The sequence below is a fragment of the uncultured Azohydromonas sp. genome, assembly GCF_937926365.1.
GTDB lineage: Bacteria > Pseudomonadota > Gammaproteobacteria > Burkholderiales > Burkholderiaceae_C > Azohydromonas.
The window spans coordinates 16,645-31,595 of the sequence record NZ_CALAOH010000098.1 but is presented as its reverse complement, the minus strand read 5'-3'; the positions used below and the strand labels follow the sequence as shown (position 1 = coordinate 31,595).

General features: G+C 70.0%; 16 protein-coding genes. 14 read left to right on the top strand and 2 right to left on the bottom strand.

Translation table 11 applies throughout. The annotated features are described in order from the left end of the window. Nucleotides 1-682: 682 nt before the first annotated feature. The 9 genes from Q0741_RS10375 to Q0741_RS10335 all read left to right on the top strand — a co-directional run bounded on the left by Q0741_RS10375 (nucleotide 683) and on the right by Q0741_RS10335 (nucleotide 8,332). Nucleotides 683-1,063 (top strand): AlpA family transcriptional regulator, encoded by a 381-nt coding sequence (locus Q0741_RS10375; protein WP_298233125.1) that lies wholly within the window; start codon nucleotides 683-685, stop codon nucleotides 1,061-1,063. Nucleotides 1,064-1,071: 8 nt separating this feature from the next. After that, complete coding sequence (locus Q0741_RS10370; protein WP_298233124.1) at nucleotides 1,072-1,818, top strand: BRO family protein; 747 nt, start codon at nucleotides 1,072-1,074, stop codon at nucleotides 1,816-1,818. Nucleotides 1,819-2,280: 462 nt separating this feature from the next. Further along, entirely contained in the window at nucleotides 2,281-2,493 is a 213-nt protein-coding gene (locus tag Q0741_RS10365; RefSeq protein ID WP_298233123.1) for a hypothetical protein, read from the top strand. Further along, complete coding sequence (locus Q0741_RS10360) at nucleotides 2,490-2,930, top strand: hypothetical protein (protein WP_298233122.1); 441 nt, start codon at nucleotides 2,490-2,492, stop codon at nucleotides 2,928-2,930. Before Q0741_RS10365 ends, Q0741_RS10360 begins: the two co-directional genes overlap by 4 nt. Then, nucleotides 2,927-3,361 carry a hypothetical protein gene (locus tag Q0741_RS10355; RefSeq protein WP_298233121.1) on the top strand — a complete coding sequence of 145 codons (435 nt, stop codon included), beginning with the start codon at nucleotides 2,927-2,929 and terminating at the stop codon, nucleotides 3,359-3,361. The genes Q0741_RS10360 and Q0741_RS10355 overlap by 4 nt, the downstream gene beginning before the upstream one ends. Then, nucleotides 3,358-6,417, top strand: coding sequence for a DUF927 domain-containing protein (locus Q0741_RS10350; RefSeq protein WP_298233120.1), 3,060 nt, complete (start codon nucleotides 3,358-3,360; stop codon nucleotides 6,415-6,417). Before Q0741_RS10355 ends, Q0741_RS10350 begins: the two co-directional genes overlap by 4 nt. Before the next feature lie 307 nt (nucleotides 6,418-6,724). Continuing rightward, nucleotides 6,725-7,060, top strand: coding sequence for a type II toxin-antitoxin system RelE/ParE family toxin (locus tag Q0741_RS10345; RefSeq protein ID WP_298233119.1), 336 nt, complete (start codon nucleotides 6,725-6,727; stop codon nucleotides 7,058-7,060). A 3-nt stretch (nucleotides 7,061-7,063) separates the two neighbouring features. Beyond that, on the top strand, nucleotides 7,064-7,354 hold the full coding sequence (locus Q0741_RS10340; protein ID WP_298233118.1) for a helix-turn-helix domain-containing protein: 291 nt from the start codon (nucleotides 7,064-7,066) through the stop codon (nucleotides 7,352-7,354). A 399-nt stretch (nucleotides 7,355-7,753) separates the two neighbouring features. After that, nucleotides 7,754-8,332 (top strand): recombinase family protein, encoded by a 579-nt coding sequence (locus tag Q0741_RS10335; RefSeq protein WP_298233117.1) that lies wholly within the window; start codon nucleotides 7,754-7,756, stop codon nucleotides 8,330-8,332. A gap of 514 nt (nucleotides 8,333-8,846) precedes the next feature. On the opposite strand, the gene Q0741_RS10330 is transcribed toward Q0741_RS10335, so the two are convergent. Beyond that, a complete protein-coding gene (locus Q0741_RS10330) occupies nucleotides 8,847-9,068 on the bottom strand; it encodes a hypothetical protein (RefSeq protein ID WP_298233116.1) in 222 nt (73 codons plus the stop codon). A 1,015-nt stretch (nucleotides 9,069-10,083) separates the two neighbouring features. Then, nucleotides 10,084-11,007, bottom strand: a complete 924-nt coding sequence (locus Q0741_RS10325; RefSeq protein ID WP_298233115.1) for a DUF808 domain-containing protein — start codon at nucleotides 11,005-11,007, stop codon at nucleotides 10,084-10,086. A gap of 126 nt (nucleotides 11,008-11,133) precedes the next feature. Here Q0741_RS10325 and Q0741_RS10320 point away from each other — a divergent pair, with 126 nt between their 5' ends. The 5 genes from Q0741_RS10320 to Q0741_RS10300 all read left to right on the top strand — a co-directional run bounded on the left by Q0741_RS10320 (nucleotide 11,134) and on the right by Q0741_RS10300 (nucleotide 14,945). Then, entirely contained in the window at nucleotides 11,134-11,412 is a 279-nt protein-coding gene (locus Q0741_RS10320) for a hypothetical protein (RefSeq protein WP_298233114.1), read from the top strand. Nucleotides 11,413-11,564: 152 nt separating this feature from the next. Further along, a complete protein-coding gene (locus tag Q0741_RS10315) occupies nucleotides 11,565-12,728 on the top strand; it encodes an acyl-CoA dehydrogenase family protein (RefSeq protein WP_298233113.1) in 1,164 nt (387 codons plus the stop codon). Continuing rightward, nucleotides 12,725-13,504 (top strand): SDR family NAD(P)-dependent oxidoreductase, encoded by a 780-nt coding sequence (locus Q0741_RS10310; protein WP_298233112.1) that lies wholly within the window; start codon nucleotides 12,725-12,727, stop codon nucleotides 13,502-13,504. Before Q0741_RS10315 ends, Q0741_RS10310 begins: the two co-directional genes overlap by 4 nt. Further along, the gene (locus tag Q0741_RS10305; RefSeq protein WP_298233111.1) at nucleotides 13,501-14,532 is read left to right on the top strand and encodes a phosphotransferase family protein; all 1,032 of its coding nucleotides are present in this window, start codon (nucleotides 13,501-13,503) and stop codon (nucleotides 14,530-14,532) included. Before Q0741_RS10310 ends, Q0741_RS10305 begins: the two co-directional genes overlap by 4 nt. After that, on the top strand, nucleotides 14,532-14,945 hold the full coding sequence (locus Q0741_RS10300; RefSeq protein ID WP_298233110.1) for a DUF6285 domain-containing protein: 414 nt from the start codon (nucleotides 14,532-14,534) through the stop codon (nucleotides 14,943-14,945). Before Q0741_RS10305 ends, Q0741_RS10300 begins: the two co-directional genes overlap by 1 nt. Nucleotides 14,946-14,951: the final 6 nt, after the last annotated feature.

Below are 14,951 nucleotides of genomic sequence, written 5' to 3'. Positions count from 1 at the left end.
GCTATGAGGACAAGCAAAGTTTAGGCGCCGTCCACAGATAACGCGAACAGCGCCTTGCCTATCCAGTCCCTACCATCACACCCTGCCGCGCCTACCCCGACGGGGGGAAAACCGGGTTCCCCGCCTGGCTGGCGCCGCTTCCTTTTATCGGGGCAGCATGGGGATGCTGTGGAATTTCAAGTACCAAAGGGCTGGGTGGCCGTGCCTAAGGGCGGCCGTCCTTCAAAGATCGCCCGAGACATTGGGGTGTTTCTCGCACTGTTTTGGCGCGAAGACGTACACAAAGAAAAACGCTATCAAGCGATGGACTGGGCAGTGCAGCAGTGGCCAGCTTTACACGATGCGGCAGGCGTTCGCTCTGCCTGTAGACGGGCAAGAAAGAAGCTGCCGATGGGAATGACTTCGGCACTACCAGGCGGGGCGATGATGATTTGTGCCTCTCCATCCGCATTAACTCCCCCAGGCACTCCTGTATGGGTTTGGGTAGAGGGCGAAACCCAAGCCTACGAACTGCGGACAGGCGCCAGCAGCGCAACCATTGGCCCGATTTCGCCTGTATCCGCGTCAGTAAACAGGGGGAGGTAGAAAACCGTTTCCTCCCCCGGTAGAAAACCGTTCTATCCCTTACGAACGGCTGCTGTGCTCGCTGCAATGGCCCCATGTTCAACGCATGAGGCCACCGATGCCCAGCACGCTCCACACCATGCAGGCCGCCGCGCCTGCCCCGTCGTCTGCCGCCCCCAGCACTGCGGCTGCTTTCGCCAACGCCCTGCCTGCCGACCTGGCGGAGCTGGCGCTGCTGGACATCAAGGCCGTATCCGCCCTGGTGGGCCTGAAGTCATCCGCCATCTTCGGGCGGGTGCGCGCCGGCACCTTCCCTGAGCCGGTGCGCATGGGCGCGCGCTGCACTCGATGGCCCGCGCGCCGGGTCCGGGAATGGCTCCAAGCCCAGATCGAAGCGCCCCAGCAGGAGACCGCCCAGCAGCGCCAGCAGGCGCGCGCCACCAAGGCCAGCAGCGCGGCGCAGGCCAAGCGCCAAGCCGGCGCCCAAGCAGCAGCGTGAGGGTGCCGATGCTCAATCAACTGCACGCCCACAGGGCAGGACAAGGCACGCCCGGAAATGACGAGGCCCCGACAACCGCGCCAACGGTCCGGGGCCCCAGGGAACTACAGCAGCAACGCGATTCTGCGGACACCTGGCCGACACGGCAAGCCCTGGGCGATCCCGGCCAGCTCTGCCGCGCGACGGTGCCGGCTGGAGGGAGCAGCACCATCCTGACCTTCGAGCCCGTCACCTTCAACGTGGTGGACCGCAACGGGATGCCGTGGCTGCGCGGAATCGAGATTGCGCGCGCGCTGGGCTATGCAGACGACAGTGCAATCCGCCGCATCTACGCGCGCCATGCTGGCGAGTTCACTGAGGCCATGACCTGCACGGTCAAGTTGACCGTCCAGCCTCGCCAGTCGGGTGCAGGCACGGAACACCGAAGCGGTGTTCCAGCCCAGACCCGAGAGGTCCGCATCTTCAGCCTGCGCGGCGCGCACCTGCTGGCGATGCTGGCGCGCACGCCCAAGGCGGCCGACTTCCGGCGCTGGGTGCTGGACGTGCTGGAAGGCGTTGCCCAAGGCGGCGCGGCACTGCTGGCGCGGCTTCAGGCGGCGGAGCGCGCGGAAGCGCAGTCCTTTGCGGCGGCACGCCGGGGCAGCCTTGCCATGCTCCAACGCAAGAGGGAGAAGCCCCGGCTGCTCGCTGCGGTAGCGCAGGCCCGGGAGGCGGTTCAGCTGAGCCTGCAGCTGGAAGGCGGTGCTGCGATATGAGCACTGCGACCGCCAAGCAAACCTCTGAAGCCCAGCAAGGCCCCGAGCAGCCCGCGCCGGAGATCCAGCCCCAGGAGGCGGACACCGCCCCCCGGCTCACTCCTGGTGCTCCCTGCACCTGCCGCATTGCCGCGCCCTGCCCGGCCTGCCAAGGCTTCCAGCGCGTGCATGACGAAGGCCAGCAGCGCGAGCGTGAACGCCAGCGCGACAGGCAGCGCCAGCGGCGCGGTTTGGGCCGTGTGGCAAACTGTGCCCAGGTGCTTGAAAACACCTCACAACAAGCGTCCGGCCGCCACGTCAGCGCGGCTTTGTCATGCCCGGATTCCGTCAGGTTTATGGGCAGGGTGCGCCTATCCGTAAGGACGGCGGCACGTCTTGTTGCGTGTTTTCAACACCCTGCCCACCCGCTGCGCTTGAAAACGTGGCGGGTGGCTTCTGAAGCTCAACAAGGAGCCCGGAACCATGGCCCAAGGCCCGAAGTCCGCCCACGCTGGCGGCACGCTGCGCTTGCCTGCGCAACCTTCCTCTTCCCCCTCCTCCTACGTTCCCCCGCACTTCCTGTGCCGCAAGGCCCGGGAAATCGTCTTGCGCGCCGCGCTGCGCGGGCGCATCTCCTGGTGCGTGGCGCTGCCGCTGCTGGAGCAGATCGGCGGCCAGGGCGGGGGCCAGTCATGAGCGCCGGCGCCAAGCCGGCCGCCACCGTTGCCGACGCTGCGCAGTACCGCGGCCCCGAGCGCCGCAGTGGTGAGGATCGGCGCCACCAGCGGCTCAACGAGCTGGACAACGCGCTGAGCAGTTCCTCCAACGCGGCATCCGACGCTCAATATGCGCTTGCCTTCAAGGTCATTCCGCTGCTGGCCGTGTGCGAGTTCGCGGCGCGCGCGCAGCACAGCCTCAAGGCGTTTGAGTTCTGGTCCCGGCGCGACAAGGAGATTTCGGATCGGCTGGAGCGTTGGTCTCCGGATTGGCGCGTTGCCATCGATGACGAATCCACGGGTCTGCACATCAGCCACTGCATCAGCATGGCGCACGGCATGTGCGCCGACTTGGCCGCCACGCTGGCAAAGGCGTCCAAAGAGGCCGATGCCGTCCGGCTGGAGGATCGGCAATGAGCGCCGCCCGCAGGCACAAGGGCGGTGCCTCACGGCGCCGCCAAGCCCGGCAGGCCGGCACCGCGGCCCCGCACCGCTTCGAGCACATGCCGCCCGGCGAGCTGCTGGCGCGGGCCGCCACGATGCCCCCGGGCTGTGCTGCCAGCGCCTTGCGCCTGGCGGCCGGGCTGCGCACGCTGGCGGCTGAAGCTGAGAGCCTGGCCGGCGGGGTGCTGGCGCTGCTGGCCGATGCGCCGCACCAGCAGGAGAGCACGGACCCGCGGCAGGTGCCCGGCCTGTGGGCCGGCGACATCGAGCGCGCCGCTGAATCCGTGCAGGGCTGGCGCGTGTGGGGCCTGGGCCGCGAGGTGCGCCATGTGGTGGGCCTGCTGGCCCTTGCCATGGTGGGCACCGGGCGCCCCGGCAAAGGCGGCAAGGGCGGCACCGCATGACGCAAGCGCATTACCCGAAGGGCCAGCGAGGCCCGGCCGCGCCGCGCGTCATCACGCCCGAGCTGGTGCGCAGCGCGCTCCTGTGCATCCCGCCGGACGTGGACCGGGAAACCTGGGTGCGCCTGGCGATGGCCTGCAAGTCCGAGCTGGACGGCGCGGGCTTCGACCTGTGGGACGAATGGAGCCGCAGCGGCACGGACTACAACCAAGCCGACGCCCGCGACACCTGGCGCAGCATCAAGGCCGGCGGCCGGGTGCGCATCGGCACCCTGTTCGCCATCGCCAAGGGCCACGGCTTCCGTTTCCCCGAAGGCGACGGCGCCGCGCCGGCACCGGACCCGGTGGCGCTGCAGCGCGCGGCCGAAGAGAAGCAGCGCCAGCGCGAGGCCGAAGAGGCCAGGCGCCGCGCCCTCGCTGACAAGGTGGCGCAGAAGGCCGCGCGCCTGTGGGAGCACGCCAGCGAACAGGGCTCAAGCGCCTACCTGCAGCGCAAGGGCGTGCAGGCCCACGGCGTGCGCTTCATGCGGGATGGCACGTTGCTGGTGCCCATGCGCAACGAGGCCGGCGAGCTGCAGAACCTGCAGCAGATCGCGCCCACCAAGCCCACCGAGGAGGAGCACGCGGCCGGCCAGCGGGAGAAGCGCTATCTGTACGGGGGCCGCAAGGCGGGGCTGTGGCACCTGGTGGGCGATCCGCAGGGCGCCGCCCTGCTGGTGCTTGCCGAGGGCTACGCCACGGCATCCACGGTGCACGAGGTGGCGGGCCACCCCGTGGCCGTGGCCTTCGACTCCGGCAACCTGCCCGAAGTCGCCAAGGCGCTGCGGCGGCTGTACCCGGCCGCGCGGCTGCTGGTGGCCGGCGACGACGACAAGGCCACCGAGGAGCGCACCGGCAAGAACCCCGGCCGCATCAAGGCCCGCGCCGCGGCGCGCGCCGCGGGCGGCTTGGCCTTCTTCCCCGAAGGCTTACCCGAAGGCGGCAGCGACTTCAACGACCTGGCGCAGCACGCAGGGCCGGGTGCGGTGCTGGCGCTGGTGGAGCGCGCGGCCGGCGAGTTGCTGGCTCTGCCGCTGTCTCCTGGTGCTGAAGATGCGCCGGCAACCGAGCCCGGCACCGATGCCGTCACCGAGGCCCAGGAAGCCCCGCAGCAGGCCCCGCGCAAGCGGGCCAAGGGCAAGGGTGCAGCGGCCCCGGACGGCAGCGCCAGCGCCTCGCCTGCAGCCGCTGGCGGGTCCGGCGATGGCGAGGGCGACGGCGGCAAGCGGCGCCCCCGCGATCCCTTCCACGTGGACGAACAAGGCGTGTGGCACGTGGCCCGCGACAACGACGGCAACGAGAAGCCGCCGCAGTGGCTGTGCGAGCCGCTGCACGTGACGGCCATCACCCGCGACGAAACCGACAACGGTTATGGCTACCTGCTGGAGTTCAAGAACCGCGACGGCAACCCGCGCACGTGGGCAGCGCCGGCCGCGCTGTTCGGCGGCGAGTCCAACGAGTGGGCCGCGCGCCTGCGGGATATGGGATTGCGCACGGCTACCGGTGTGCGCGCCCGCAACCTGCTGGGCCAGTACATCGACAGCCGCAACCCGGCCGCACGGGTGACCTGCACGGACCGGGTGGGCTGGCACGGCCCGGTGTACGTGCTGCCCTCGCGCTGCATCGGGTCCAGCGAGGGCAAGCGCTACGTGTTCCAGAGCGAAAGCGGCATGGAAGACACCTTCCGGCGTCGCGGCACGCTGGAGGCCTGGCAGGCGGGCGTGTCGGCCCGTTGCGCCGGCAACTCGCGCTTGGTGTTTTCGCTGTCCTGCGCCCTTGCCGGCCCGCTGGTGGGGCCGCTGCAGGTGCAGACGGGTGGCTTCCACCTGGTGGGGGATTCGTCCCTGGGCAAGACCACGGCGCTTCTCGCGGCGGCCAGCGTGTGGGGCTCGCCCAAGTTCAAGCAGCAATGGCGCACCACGGATAACGGCCTGGAGAGCGTGGCCGTGCAGCACTCCGACTGCCTGCTGATCCTGGACGAAATCGGCCAGATGGACGGCCGGGTAGTGGGCGACTGCGCCTACATGCTGGGCAACGAGGCGGAGAAGATTCGTGGCTCCCGTGGGCCGCTGCCACGCAAGCGGCGCACCTGGCGCCTGCTGTTCCTGTCGTCCGGGGAAAAGACCCTGGCGGACCACATGCAGGAGGCCGGCAAGAAGCCCAACGAGGGCCAGCTGGTGCGCATGCCCTCGGTGCCGGCCGATGCTGGTGCGGGCCTGGGCATGTTCCAGGAACTGCACGGCGTGGCTGCTGGCGCAGGGGCCGGCAAGGCTTTCGCTGAGGCCATCACCAGCGCCAGCGCCGCGGCCTATGGCGTGGCTGGCGCTGCCTGGCTGGAATGGCTGGCCGCGAACATGGGCGAGGCTACCGAGCTGGGGCAGTCGCTCATGCGGCGCATGGAAGCGGACTGGGTGCCGGCGCACTCGCATGCGCAGGTGTGGTGCGTGGCCTCCCGCTTCGCACTGGTGGGCGCGGCCGGTGAGCTGGCGACGCATGCGGGCGTCACCGGCTGGGAACCGGGCGAAGCGGAGAACGCGGCCCGTGAGTGCTTCATGGCCTGGCTGCGCACCCGGGGCCACGCCGGCAACGGCGAAACCGCCGCGATGCTGCGCCAGGTGCGCGCCTTCCTGGAGAAGAACGGGGACGCGCTCTTCACCTGGACGCACCGGGCCATGGACGACAGGCGGGCCAATACCCCGCTGCGGGCCGGCTTCCGGCGCCTGGTGGACGAGGAAGGCAAGCCCTTGCGAATCGACGCGGCGGCCGAGTACATGGACGCGGTGAGCACGCCGGAATCGTCCCCGGCGCGGGACGCGCTGGTGGAATACCTGGTGTTCCCCGAAGCCTTCCGGCGCGACGTGTGCAAGGGCTTCGACCCGCAGGCCGTGGCCCGGCTGCTGCAGCAGCGCGGCCACCTGGTGCATGAGAAGGACCGGCTGACGGTCAAGCACCGACTGCCGGGCATGAGCAAAGCCCCCTGCTACCACGTCAAGCCGAGCATCTTTGAAGACGACTTGTGAGCCCTGAGCCGCCGGCTGGCGGCCCTGCGTCCACTCCCTCAAGCGCCAGCGCGGCAACACGCTGGCGCTTGTCGTTTGAGCGTCCGTGCAGGCGTCTGCACAGGTCAGCAGCGGCCAAGCGGTGGGCGAGTTGCCGCGCCTGGTGCGGAGCGAGCTGCTGGCGCTGCCGGCCAGGCGCTGCGCCGGCAGCCGGTGCCACCACACCGCCGTGCTGGCTTCGGTGCGTGGGCCTTGCCGCTGGTCGGCGCGCACTCCTGGGCGCTGCTGGAGAGCGGCTGTAATCCAGCGGATTACACTTCCGCGGTACATGATGACCGTTGCCGAGCTGCCCGAATACCTGCGCCGGGCGTCCAAGCTGCTGGGAGATGACGACCGCCGGGCGGTGGTCGAGTACCTAGCGGCCCATCCCAAGGCAGGCGACCTGATCGAGGGCACCGGCGGGGTGCGGAAGCTGCGCTGGGGCCGTGACGGGCGGGGCAAGAGCGGCGGCGTGCGCGTCATCTACTACTTCCACAGCGAGGCCATGCCGCTGTATCTGTTGACGCTGTTTGCCAAGAACGAGCGGGCGAACCTGACCAAGGCGGAGCGCAACGAGCTGGCCGGGCTGGTGGAGGTCTTGGTGTCTTTGTGGCTGGAGAGGTGAGCAATGGGCAAGGCGTTTGAAAGCATCCGGCAGGGTCTGGGCGAGGCCATCAAGCACGCCAAGGGCGAAGCCGTCGAGGTGCGCGAGTTTCGGCCTGAGCCGGTGGACGTGGCCGCCGTGCGTCATCGCGTGGGCATGTCTCAGGCGCAATTCGCTGCGCGCTTCGGCTTTTCAGTGGCGACGCTGCGCCATTGGGAGCGCGGCGACCGCAGCCCGCAGGGGCCGGCGCTGGTGCTGCTGAACCTGATCCAGCGCGACCCGGCCGGGGTACTGCGCACCTTGTCGGCCAACTGAGAAGCCCGAGGCCGGTGCCGTGGCCGGCGCCAGCCCCAGCAGCGCCCGGGCAGCAGGCAAGTTGCTGCACCTGGTGCGGATCTCCTCGCAGGCCTTCGAGCTGCTGGCGCTGCCGGCCCACTGCCGCGCCCGCATGCAGCCCTGTGTGTGTCCGGTTGGTGCATACGCCCTGCCCGGTTGCAGACACACCCATCCTTTACGACGGACACGGGCGCGGGCAGTGTGTCCGTTCGGCGCCGCCGTGTCCGGCGCGGTCCGGGTAGGCTCATACAGTGGCTCACAAGTTGTAAGTTTTGAGCCATGCCGAAAACGGGCCTTGAGCCTAGCTCACAACCTATTGAAACGGGGTTATGAGCTATGGCATGATGCAGACACTATCTTTTGAGCCAGTTCTGCACCATGCATCGTGTCGCCTATTACCGTGTGTCCACCACCGACCAAAGCATTGAGGCCCAGCGCCACGCCATGGGCGGCGGCTTCGATCAGGAATTCAAGGACGAGGGCGTGAGCGGTGGCGTGCCGGCGGCGGCGCGGCCCGGCTTCGCCTCGCTGCTCCAGTCCATCCGCAAGGGCGACACGCTGCACGTGTACGCGGTGGACCGGCTGGGCCGGGACGCGCTGGACGTGCAGGCCACGGTGCGCGAGCTGCTGCGCCGTGGCGTGGCCGTGGAAGTGCACGGGCTGGGCCGGATCGCGCAGGGCGTGGGCGAGCTAATCCTGGCGGTGCTGGCGCAGGTGGCCGACATGGAGCGCGCCCGGATCGTGGAGCGCACGGCTGCCGGCCGCGACAAGGCCCGTGCCGCCTTGGCCGAAACCGGCCGCACGCACAAGGGCAAGGCCAGTCTGGGCCGGCCGCAGCAGGCGGACCCGGCTGCGGTGCGCGCCTGGCGCACCGAGCAAGGCGCCAGCATCGCGGCGACGGCTGCGCATTGGGGCCTGTCGCCTGCCACGGTCAAACGCTACTGCGCCGGCGGCTGAGGCTGCCCAGGCGGGCCACCAGCGCCAGCGCCAGCGCCGGCCAGGTGGCGGGCCAGCTGCTGCGCCTGGTGCGGATTGGAGCTGCAGGGCTTCGAGCTGCTGGCGCTGCTGGCTGGGGCGCTGCGCCGGCTGCCAGCGCCACCACGGCGCGGCGCTGGCCTCGGTGGACCGTGGGCCTTGCCGCCGGCAGGCGCGCGCTCCTGTGGCTGCCAGTGGCCCGCACGGGGCCGGCGCCGCAGTCGGCCACCAGCGCCAGCGCCGGCCAGCTGCTGCGCCTGGTGGAGATCGAGCCGCAGGGCTTCGAGCTGCCGGCGCTGCTGGCCGGGGCGCCGCGCCGGCTGCCATCACCACCACAGCGCCGCGCAGGCCTCGGTGGACCGTGGGGGCCTTGCCGCCAGTCGGCGCGCGCTCCTGGGCGCTGCCAGTGGCCCGCACAGGGCTGGCGCCATGGCCGGCCACCAGCGCCAGCGCCGGCCAGGTGGCGGGCCAGTTGCTGCGCCTGGTGCGGACCGAGCTACAGGGCTTCGAGCTGCTGGCGCTGCTGGCCGGGGGCGCCGCGCCGGCTGCCAGCACCACCACGGCGCCGCGCTGGCCTCGGTGGACCGTGGGCCTTGCCGCCGGCCGGGGCGCGCTTCTGAGCGCTGCCAGTGGCCCGCACGGGGCCGGCGTCGTGGCCGGCCACCAGCGCCAGCGCCGGCCAGGTGGTGGGCCAGCTGCTGCGCCTGGTGCGGACCAAGCTGCAGGGCTTCGAGCTGCTGGCTCACTTCAACAGGACAAAACGTGCATACGCGAACAGCCGCAGCGCCGCAACGAACCGTGCACGCTGCGCCCGCGCTGCAAGTTGCTTGAGCCCTTCAAGGCTTGTTCCAGCGGGAAACAGGCGGATTCCAGGCAATTTGTCCCCGCTCGAAAATGGGAGCGGGGACAGATTTGGAGCGAGCGGGGACAGAAGAAGCGTTATGCGACAGTGACTTACAGAGCTGTCCCCGCTGTCCCCGCTGTCCCCGTTGCAATTTGCACTGAACCGGAGTGCATGCCGGTTTTTCACCACCACTGCACCGAACTTCGGACAGGACAAAGCAGGCCACCCGCTGGCGGCGGGTTGCTGGTTGCGACCCCGCCGATCTGGCACACGCGGCCCGCCCAGGCGTCCTGGGTGGACCCCTCATGACCGGGCACCTCGGGAGGCTCACAGCGACCGGATAACAACCCGGACAACATGACAAGAACGCCACCCATAATTTCAGGCGTGACAAAGGGTTGCGATCAACTTTCGCGGGGCCTCGTCCCACCACAAATTCGAAAAGGGCCTTGCTGTTGCAAGGCCCTTTTCCTTTGCGCGCTCGGTTTGGGGAAGTCCCTGGCCTCTCGGCCCAAAGCACGGCGGCCGTTAACCCCTACCAGCAACGTCATCGCCCTTGAATCCCTGGATCACGGGCGTAAAGTGAACCCGTCAACCGATCGCACTGCGGAAGGCCAGAACGGAACGCCGAAGGGCTAACCAAGTACCGCCTCCGATTTCTGCTTGAGGGCGACAGGCAACCCGCCAACGGATCAAGGCCGCTGGCGGGTTGCTCCATTTAGGGGCCACAAAAGGGCCCGCATCGCACAGCGCTTGAGTCTGGTCCGGGCTGCGGGTTTTCCCCGATGACTGTGGACAACACTGTGGGCCACCTGCCCACAGTACACCCAAGTGCTTGATTCCTATGGGGCAGCCCTTGTGCTGCCTCAAAAAGCAGCAACTCATTGGGTCAATGAGCGATCGCGCGGCCGCCGCGTATGCGCTGCACCAGCTTCACGCCCACCAGCACGATCGCGCCCGCCACGATGCCGATGGCAGCGTCAAACAAGCTCGTCAGCAGTACGTCCAGGAACCCGGCGTGCTCGCTGGTCGCTTCTTCGATCCAGTGGTGCAGCGCCGACACGCCGTGCACCAGGATGCCGCCGCCCACCAGGAACATCGCCGCCGTGCCGGCCACCGACAGCGCCTTCATCAGCCACGGCGTGGCACTCACGATGCCGGTGCCGATGGCACGCACCGCCGCCGAGGCCTTGCGCTGCAGGTACAGCCCCAGGTCGTCGAGCTTCACGATGCCCGCGACCACGCCGTAGACACCCATCGTCATCAGCAGCGCGATGCCCGCCAGCACCAGCACCTGCGTCATCAGCGGTTGCCCGGCCACGGCGCCCAGCGTGATGGCGATGATCTCCGCCGAGAGGATGAAGTCGGTGCGCACCGCGCCCTTGATCTTGTCCTTCTCGAAGGCCACCAGATCCACCTGCGGATCCTCCAGCGCCCGCACCAGCTGCGCGTGCGCGGCGTCGTCCTCGGCCTGGCTATGCAGCCAGCGGTGCGCCAGCTTCTCCACACCTTCGAAGCACAGGAACAGGCCACCCACCATCAGCAACGGCGTCACGGCCCAGGGAGCGAAGGCGCTGATCAACAGCGCCAGCGGCACCAGGATCGCCTTGTTCAGCAGCGAACCCTTGGCCACCGCCCACACCACCGGCAGCTCGCGGTCGGCGCTGACGCCAGTGACCTGCTGGGCGTTGAGTGCCAGGTCGTCGCCCAGCACGCCGGCAGTCTTCTTGGCCGCCACCTTGGAAAGGACCGCCACGTCGTCGAGCACGGTGCCGATGTCATCCACCAGCGCCAGCAGGCTGCCTGTTGCCATATCACTCCTTGGATTGGTTTTCCTCGACTCTTACCATGGGCAAGCTGCGCGCCGCTGGCTTCGGGCACACCGATTGCGGCACGCTAGCGGTCCGTTTGAAAACGGTTTTCCACGGAGGACTGAACCATGGCTGACCTACGCGCCACTGACGCCCATTTCGAACGCTATCGCGAGGAGTACGCGCGCCAACTCGACGAGAAATATCGATCGATGCGCCAGCAGGGCCGCCACCACGGCGCGCATGCCCCATGGCGCCAAGCACCCGATGCCTCGCAGCACAAGGACAGCGCACTCGAAGGCCTGGGCCGCGCCCTTTCCGCCCCGGTGTTCGGCGCCACCGACGAGCCCGCCGTGGACAACCAGCCCGCACGCGAAGACATCCCTGTCTCGGGCCGCACCGCCTGACACCCGTCGGACCCGCAACGGGTCCGATGCCCCTCTCCTACTGGGGGCCATTCCCTAGGGGCGGCCCCGCCCCGGCTGGACATACTCCAGCAGCGCCTTTCCTGCACTTTGCTGCATAGGGTCGGCGCCCTCCCGGAACTCGCTTGCATCCCATGGATTTTTCCCTCTCCCCGGCGCTGCTGGCGTTGCAGCAGCGCACTCGGCGCTTCATTGCCGAGCAAGTCATCCCGCTGGAGCGCGACCCGCGCCAGACGCCGCACGGCCCCGGCGAGGCGCTGCGCCGCGAACTGGTCGAGCGCGCCTGCGCCGCCGGGCTGCTCACGCCGCACGCCTCGCGCGAGCTCGGCGGCCTGGGCCTGAGGCACGTGGAAAAGGCCGTCGTCTTCGAGGAGGCCGGCTACTCCACGCTGGGCCCCACGGCGCTCAACATCCACGCGCCGGACGAGGGGAACATCCACCTGCTGGAGCAGGTGGCGACCGACGCGCAGAAGGAACGCTGGCTGCGCCCGATGGTGCAGGGCCACACCCGCTCCTGCTTCGCGATGACGGAGCCCGCGCCGGGCGCCGGGGCCGATCCGTCCATGCTCGCCACCACCGCGGTGCGCGACGGCGACGACTACGTGATCAACGGCCGCAAGTGGTTCATCACCGGCGCCGAGGGCGCGGCCTTCGCCATCGTCATGGCGCGCATGGAGGACGGCTCGGCCAGCATGTTCCTCACCGACATGGACCGCCCCGGCATCCGCATCGAGCGCCTGATGGACGCCATGGACAGCTGCTTCACCGGCGGCCATGCGGTGATGAGCTTCGAGAACCTGCGCGTGCCGGCCACCGACGTGCTGGGTGAGCTGGGCAAGGGTTTCAAATATGCGCAGGTGCGGCTGGCGCCGGCGCGCCTGACGCACTGCATGCGCTGGCTGGGGCAGGCGCGGCGCGCGCACGACGAGGCACTGGCCTACGCCCGCGAGCGCCAGGCCTTCGGCAAGCCGCTGGGCGAGCACGAGGGCGTGAGCTTCATGCTGGCCGACAACGACATGGACCTGCACACCGCGCGGCTGCACATCTGGCACACCGCCTGGCTGCTGGACCAGGGACAGAAATGCAACTTCGAGTCCAGCCGCGCCAAGGTCGTCTGTTCGGAAGCCGAGTGGCGCGTGGTGGACCGCTGCGTGCAGATCCTGGGCGGCCAGGGCGTCACCGGCGAGCGCATCGTGGCGCGCATCTTCAGCGACATGCGCGCCTTCCGCATCTACGACGGCCCCAGCGAAGTGCACCGCTACAGCATGGGCAAGAAGATCGTGGCGGGGCGCACATGAGCAGCGGGATCGAAGCCATGTTCCGGCTCGACGGCCGGCTGGCGCTGGTCACCGGCGCGTCCAGCGGACTGGGCCGGCATTTCGCACTCACGCTGGCCCGCGCCGGCGCGCGCGTGGCCGTGGCGGCGCGGCGCGTGGAGGCGCTACAGGCGCTGGTGCAGGAGATCGGCGCCCTGGGCGGCCAGGCGCTGGCGCTGCCGCTGGACGTGACCGACGCCGCCGGCGTGCGCGCCTGCTTCGACCGCCTGGCGGCCGAGGCCGGCGTGGCCGAGGTGCTGGTCAACAACGCCGGCACCACCGTCACGAAACCACTGCTGCACCACACCGAGGCCGACTGGGATGCGGTAGTGGACACGAACCTCAAGGGCGCCTGGCTGGTCGCCACCGAGGCCGCGCGCCGGCTGGTGGACAGCGGCCGAAGCGGCAGCATCGTGAACATCGCGTCGATCCTGGCAGAGCGCCAGGCCGGCGGCGTGGCGCCTTACGCCATCTCCAAGGCCGGGCTGGTGCAGATGACCAAGTCGATGGCGCTGGAGCTGGCGCGGCACGGGGTCCGCGTCAACGCGCTGCTGCCGGGCTACGTGGTGACGGACCTGAACCGCGAGTTCCTGCAGTCCGAGGCGGGCGACAAGCTGCGCGCGCGCATCCCCAGCCGCCGCTTCAGCGAGGCTGAGGACCTGGACGGCGCGCTGCTGCTGCTGGCCAGCGACGCCGGCCGCGCCATCTCCGGCGCCACGCTGGCGGTGGACGGCGCCCACCTGGTGAGCTCGCTGTGAGCGCGGCCGATTTGCCGGAGGCGCAGCGCGCCGCCCTGGAAAACTTCATCGCCCAAGCCGCCGGCGCACGCGCGGCGCGCATCACCCAGGCCCAGCTGCTCTCGGGCGGCGCGGTCCAGGAGAACTGGCGCCTGGACCTGGCCCTGGACGGCGGCGCCTTCGACGGCGAGCTGCAGGCCGTGCTGCGCTGCGACTCGGCCTCCGCCGGCGTCGCCACCAGCCATGGCCGCGCGCAGGAGTTCGCGCTGCTGAAGGCGGCGCACGGCGCGGGCGTGACGGTGCCCGAGCCGCTGTGGCTGTGCGAGGACCGCTCGGTGTTCGGGCGGCCCTTCTTCGTGATGCGGCGCGTGGCCGGCACCGCGGCGGCGCACCGCATCGTGAAGGACCCGCAGCTCGGCGGCGACCGGGTGCAGCTCACGCAACAGCTCGGCCGCGAGCTCGCGCGCATCCACAACATCCGTCCGCCGCGGCCCGACCTGGACTTCCTGCAGCGCCCGGAACTGCCGCCCGCGGCCTGGCTGATCGAACGCGCGCGGCGCTGGCTCGACGGCCACGACACGCCACACCCGGTCCTGGAATGGGGCCTGCGCTGGCTGGAGCGCCACGCGCCGCGGCCCGATGAACTCACGCTCTGCCACCGCGACTACCGCAGCGGCAACTACATGGTGGACGGCCGGGGACTCACCGGCATCCTGGACTGGGAGTTCGCCGGCTGGAGCGACCCGCTGGAGGACATCGGCTGGTTCTGCGCCAAGTGCTGGCGCTTCGGCCGCAACGAGCTGGAGGCCGGCGGCATCGGCCAGCGCGAGGACTTTTATGCGGGCTACGAGGCCGAGTCCGGCCGCCGCATTCCGCGCGACCAGGTGCGCTACTGGGAAGTGATGGCGCACATGAACTGGGCGCTGATCTCCATCCAGCAGGCGCAGCGGCATGTCCGCGGCGAGGAAAGTTCACTGCTCCTGGCGCTGACGGCGCACATCACGCCGGAGCTGGAGTGGGAGATCCTGAACATGACGGAGAACAGCTGATGCGCGACCACCCCGACGGCGCCGAGCTGCTGCAGGCCGCGCGCGCCCTGCTGCGCGACACCTTGCTGCCCGCGCTGCCGGCCGAGCACCGGCACGCCGCGCTGATGGTCGCCAACGCCATGGGCATCGCCGAGCGCCAGTTGCGCGCGGGTGACGCGCCGGCGCTGGCGGAGTGGCGCTCGCTGCGCACGCTGCTGGACCTGGACGACCCGGAAGCGCCCTCCCCGCTACCGGAGGACGGCGAGATGGAGGCAGCGCTGGCCGGCCTCAACGCCGTGCTGGTGCAGCGCATCCGCGCCGGGGACGCCGATCCGGGCCGGCCGCTGCACGCGGCGCTGCGCCATCACCTGGAGTTCGTCGCGCTGCAAAGGCTGGCGGAGAGCAATCCGAAGGCGCTGCCGATGCAGGACTGAGCGGGG

What these genes read in the sequence shown, in the direction of transcription:
- Q0741_RS10350 (WP_298233120.1), top strand. Translation starts at nt 3,358, where the DNA reads ATGACGCAAGCGCATTACCCGAAGGGCCAGCGAGGCCCGGCCGCGCCG.
- Q0741_RS10340 (WP_298233118.1), top strand. Translation starts at nt 7,064, where the DNA reads ATGGGCAAGGCGTTTGAAAGCATCCGGCAGGGTCTGGGCGAGGCCATC.
- Q0741_RS10375 (WP_298233125.1), top strand. Translation starts at nt 683, where the DNA reads ATGCCCAGCACGCTCCACACCATGCAGGCCGCCGCGCCTGCCCCGTCG.
- Q0741_RS10335 (WP_298233117.1), top strand. Translation starts at nt 7,754, where the DNA reads ATGCATCGTGTCGCCTATTACCGTGTGTCCACCACCGACCAAAGCATT.
- Q0741_RS10325 (WP_298233115.1), bottom strand. Translation starts at nt 11,007, where the DNA reads ATGGCAACAGGCAGCCTGCTGGCGCTGGTGGATGACATCGGCACCGTG.
- Q0741_RS10360 (WP_298233122.1), top strand. Translation starts at nt 2,490, where the DNA reads ATGAGCGCCGGCGCCAAGCCGGCCGCCACCGTTGCCGACGCTGCGCAG.
- Q0741_RS10355 (WP_298233121.1), top strand. Translation starts at nt 2,927, where the DNA reads ATGAGCGCCGCCCGCAGGCACAAGGGCGGTGCCTCACGGCGCCGCCAA.
- Q0741_RS10310 (WP_298233112.1), top strand. Translation starts at nt 12,725, where the DNA reads ATGAGCAGCGGGATCGAAGCCATGTTCCGGCTCGACGGCCGGCTGGCG.
- Q0741_RS10345 (WP_298233119.1), top strand. Translation starts at nt 6,725, where the DNA reads ATGATGACCGTTGCCGAGCTGCCCGAATACCTGCGCCGGGCGTCCAAG.
- Q0741_RS10365 (WP_298233123.1), top strand. Translation starts at nt 2,281, where the DNA reads ATGGCCCAAGGCCCGAAGTCCGCCCACGCTGGCGGCACGCTGCGCTTG.
- Q0741_RS10370 (WP_298233124.1), top strand. Translation starts at nt 1,072, where the DNA reads ATGCTCAATCAACTGCACGCCCACAGGGCAGGACAAGGCACGCCCGGA.
- Q0741_RS10320 (WP_298233114.1), top strand. Translation starts at nt 11,134, where the DNA reads ATGGCTGACCTACGCGCCACTGACGCCCATTTCGAACGCTATCGCGAG.
- Q0741_RS10300 (WP_298233110.1), top strand. Translation starts at nt 14,532, where the DNA reads ATGCGCGACCACCCCGACGGCGCCGAGCTGCTGCAGGCCGCGCGCGCC.
- Q0741_RS10315 (WP_298233113.1), top strand. Translation starts at nt 11,565, where the DNA reads ATGGATTTTTCCCTCTCCCCGGCGCTGCTGGCGTTGCAGCAGCGCACT.